The sequence below is a fragment of the Xanthomonas sp. SHU 166 genome, assembly GCF_000364685.1.
Lineage (GTDB): Bacteria > Pseudomonadota > Gammaproteobacteria > Xanthomonadales > Xanthomonadaceae > Xanthomonas_A > Xanthomonas_A sontii.
In genome coordinates this window covers 1-3,931 of record NZ_AQOJ01000935.1, presented here as the reverse complement: position 1 = coordinate 3,931, position 3,931 = coordinate 1, and the positions used below count along the sequence as shown (strand labels likewise).

Genomic DNA, 3,931 nt, shown 5'->3' with positions numbered 1-3,931 from the left:
CGCCGCCGCGCCGGCCGTGCCGCGCCACGGCCTGGCCCGCACCCTGTCCAAGCTGGGCCTGTGCTCGCGCACCGAGGCCGCGCGCTGGATCGCCGCCGGCCGCGTCGCCGTCGACGGACGCATCGTCACCGATCCCGAATTCCCGATCCTGCAGGGCCGCCACCGGCTGGCCGTGGACGGCGCGCCGCTGGCCGACACCACGCGCCGGTACCTGATGCTCAACAAGCCGCGCGGGCTGGTCACCAGTGCGCAGGACGAGCGTGGCCGCGACACCGTGTACCGCTGTTTCGACGGTGCGGGCCTGCCGTGGCTGGCGCCGGTCGGGCGCCTGGACAAGGCCAGCGAGGGCTTGTTGCTGTTCAGCAACGACCCGCAGTGGGCGGCGCGGGTCACCGATCCGGGCAGCGGCCCGGACAAGACCTATCACGTGCAGGTGGACGCGGTGCCCGACGCGGCGCTGCTGGCACGGATGTGTGCCGGCGTGGTCGACGATGGCGAACCGCTGCGGGCCAAGCAGGCGCGCCTGCTGCGCCAGGGCGAGCGCCATGCCTGGCTGGAAGTGGTGCTGGACGAGGGACGCAACCGGCAGATCCGGCGGCTGCTGGCCGTGCTTGGCCTGGACGTGCTGCGGCTGGTGCGGGTAGCGATCGGCGACTTGGTACTGGGCGACCTGGGCAAGGGCGCGTGGCGTGAGCTCAGCGCCGCGGAAGTCAGGGCGTTGGCGCCGGCGGCGGACGCCAGCGCGCCAGCCGCACGCTGAGCAGGGCGGCGACCACCTCGCGGGCGCGCGCATCCTGCGGCCCACGCGCATCGTGGTGACGGCCCTTGGCGTGATTGCAGGCGGCGCAGGCCAGCGCCAGGTTTCGGGCATCGTTGGCATCGTCGCCCACCTGGGCGCACAGCGCCGCGGCGACGCGGCGCCCGAACCAGGCCTGCGGCACTACGTGTTCCAGCGTGCTGTGTCCGAGCGGTTCGCCGTCAGCGCGCAGGCGCAGGCGCCGGCGGCAATGCAGGCAGCGGGTCTCCCAGCCGTCCTCCAGCGCTTGCGCCTGGGCGTCGGTCTGCGCCGCCAGCAACAGCCGTTGGCGCAGCGCGGCGCGCATCTCAGGCGGCGAGTACGCCCAGTTCGCGGCCGATGCGGGTGAACGCGTCGATCGCCCGGTCCAGGTGGGCGCGGGTGTGCGCGGCGCTGATCTGGGTGCGGATCCGTGCCTGGCCCTTGGGCACCACCGGGAAGAAGAAGCCGATGGCGTAGATGCCTTCCTCCAGCAGCCGCTCGGCGAAGCGCTGCGCCAGCGGCGCGTCGTACAGCATCACCGGGCAGATCGGATGGGTGCCGGGCTTGATGTCGAACCCGGCGGCGGCCATGCGCTCGCGGAAGTAGGCGGTGTTCTCGACCAGGCGCGCGCGCAGGTCGTCGGCGGCGTCGAGCATCGCGAAGGCCTTGATCCCGGCCGCGACCACGTGCGGCGGCAGCGAGTTGGAGAACAGGTAGGGCCGCGAGCGCTGGCGCAGCAGTTCGATCACCTCGCGGCGGCCGGTGGTGAAACCGCCCAGCGCGCCGCCCATGGCCTTGCCCAGGGTGCCGGTGACGATATCGATCCGGTCCAGCACGCCCTTGACCTCGGCCGAGCCGCGGCCGCTGGCGCCGAGGAAGCCGGTGGCATGGCATTCGTCGATGTGCACCAGCGCGTTGTACTTCTTCGCCAGCGCGGTGATTTCGTCCAGCGGGGCGATGAAGCCGTCCATCGAGAACACGCCGTCGCTGGTGATCAGCTTGGTCTTGCAGCCGACGGCGTCGGCCGCCTGCAGCTGCGCTTCCAGGTCGGCCATGTCGCAGTTGGCGTAGCGGAAGCGCTTGGCCTTGCACAGGCGCACGCCGTCGATGATCGAGGCATGGTTGAGCGCGTCGGAGATGATCGCGTCGTGCTCGCCGAGCAGCGGTTCGAACAGGCCGCCGTTGGCGTCGAAGCAGGCGGCGTAGAGGATGGTGTCCTCGGTGCCGAAGAACGTGGCGATCTGCGCTTCCAGTTGCTTGTGCAGGTCCTGGGTGCCGCAGATGAAGCGCACCGAGGCCATGCCGAAGCCGTGCGTGTCCAGCGCGTCCTTGGCGGCCTGGATCAGTGCCGGATGATCGGCCAGGCCCAGGTAGTTGTTGGCGCAGAAGTTCAGCACGCGGCGGCCGTCGGCGAGGACGATTTCCGCCGCCTGCGGGCCGACGATGATGCGCTCGGACTTGAACAGGCCCTGGGCGCGGATCGCGTCCAGTTCCTCGGCGTAGTGCTGGGTGAGGCGGGAGTCGGTCATGACGGGCACGCGCGGCGGAAAGAAGCGGCGATGTTACCGCGGCGCCCGCGCCGGCCGCGGCCGTCATGCACAAATGGCATGAGCCGCTGCCGGGAAGTCATTTCACCCGCCGCCTGCCGCTGCGCAGCATGCGTCATGGTCCGCGGCGGGTATCGGCCGCGGCGTCGGCCTGTGTGTTTTCGGAGAACCGCCCATGTCCAGCCTTCCGCCGCGCCGCTGGCGCCCGCTGCTCGCGCTCGCCTTGTGCGTGTTCGCCGGGGCCGCGGCCGCCGCCGAGACGCAACTGCTCAACGTGTCCTACGATCCCACCCGCGAGCTGTACCGGGACTACAACGCCGCCTTCGCCAAGCACTGGGCGCAACTGCATCCCGGCGAGCAGGTCGCGGTGGAGACCTCGCACGGTGGCTCCGGCAAGCAGGCGCGCGCGGTGATTGACGGGGTCGAGGCGGACGTGGTGACGCTGGCATTGGCCTACGACGTCGATGCGATCGCCGCCAAGAGCAAGCTGATCGACGCGAACTGGGCCACGCGCCTGCCCGACAACAGCGCGCCGTACACCTCGACCATCGTGTTCCTGGTGCGCAAGGGCAATCCGAAGGGGATCAAGGACTGGCCCGACCTGCTGCGCAGCGGTGTGTCGGTGATCACGCCCAATCCCAAGACCTCCGGCGGCGCGCGCTGGAACTATCTGGCCGCCTGGGCCTACGCCGACCACATCTTCAAGGGCGACCGCGAGCGCATCCTCAACTACATGCGCGCGCTGTTCCGCAACGTGCCGGTGCTGGATACCGGCGCGCGCGGCGCCACCACCACCTTCGTCCAGCGCGGCATCGGCGACGTGCTGCTGGCCTGGGAGAACGAGGCGTTCCTGGCGCAGCAGGAACTGGGCCAGGACAAGTTCGAGATCGTCGTGCCGAAGCTGTCGATCCTGGCCGAGCCGTCGGTGGCGCTGGTCGACAAGAACGTGGACAAGCACGGCACCCGCGCGGTGGCCGAGGAATACCTGAAGTACCTGTACTCGCCGGAAGGACAGAAGATCGCGGCCAGACACTATTACCGGCCGCGCCATCCCGAGTACGCCGACCGCGCCGATCTGGCGCGGCTGCCGAAGGTGCGCCTGGTCACCATCGATCAGGCGTTCGGGTCCTGGGCCAAGGCGCAGGCCACGCACTTCGACGACGGCGGCCTGTTCGACCAGATCCAGGCGAGCAAGTGACGCGATGGCCGTGACCGCCGCCGCCGTTGCCCGCGCCCCGCGCCAGCGCCGGGTGATGCCGGGGTTGGGGCTGAGTCTGGGCATCACCCTGACCTGGCTGGGACTGGTGGTGCTGATCCCCTTGTTCGCGGTGCTGCTCAAGACCAGCGGGCTGGGCTGGGACGGCGTGTGGCGGGTGTGGAGCGAGCCGCGGGTGCTGGCGGCGTTGCGCTTGAGCTTCGGCACCGCGTTGGCCGCGGCCGCGTTCAATGCGGTGATGGGCACCTGGGTGGCGTGGGTGTTCGTGCGCTATCGCTTTCCCGGCAAGCGCCTGTTCGACGCGATGATCGATCTGCCGTTCGCCCTGCCGACCGCGGTGGCCGGCATCGCCCTGACCGCGTTGTACGGCAGCAACGGCTGGATCGGACG

The 3,931-nt window shown here is 70.6% G+C and carries 4 protein-coding genes and 1 pseudogene; 3 read left to right on the top strand and 2 right to left on the bottom strand.

All coding sequences use genetic code 11. The features are described 5' to 3' along the window. Positions 1 to 760, top strand: a 760-nt coding sequence (locus D180_RS20970; protein ID WP_017914309.1) for a pseudouridine synthase, incomplete at its 5' end; no start/stop codon positions are given. Here D180_RS20970 and D180_RS20965 read toward each other — a convergent pair. Together D180_RS20965 and kbl are read right to left on the bottom strand one after the other, a co-directional pair. After that, positions 711 to 1,103, bottom strand: coding sequence for a hypothetical protein (locus tag D180_RS20965; RefSeq protein WP_017914308.1), 393 nt, complete (start codon positions 1,101 to 1,103; stop codon positions 711 to 713). The two genes, D180_RS20970 and D180_RS20965, sit on opposite strands and share 50 nt — an antisense overlap. 1 nt (position 1,104) lies before the next feature. Next, complete coding sequence (kbl, locus tag D180_RS20960; protein WP_017914307.1) at positions 1,105 to 2,307, bottom strand: glycine C-acetyltransferase; 1,203 nt, start codon at positions 2,305 to 2,307, stop codon at positions 1,105 to 1,107. Positions 2,308 to 2,500: 193 nt separating this feature from the next. Here kbl and D180_RS20955 point away from each other — a divergent pair, with 193 nt between their 5' ends. Beyond that, a complete protein-coding gene (locus tag D180_RS20955) occupies positions 2,501 to 3,523 on the top strand; it encodes a sulfate ABC transporter substrate-binding protein (protein WP_017914306.1) in 1,023 nt (340 codons plus the stop codon). A gap of 4 nt (positions 3,524 to 3,527) precedes the next feature. Then, positions 3,528 to 3,931 (top strand): annotated as a pseudogene (locus tag D180_RS20950) (molybdate ABC transporter permease subunit); the annotation flags it as partial.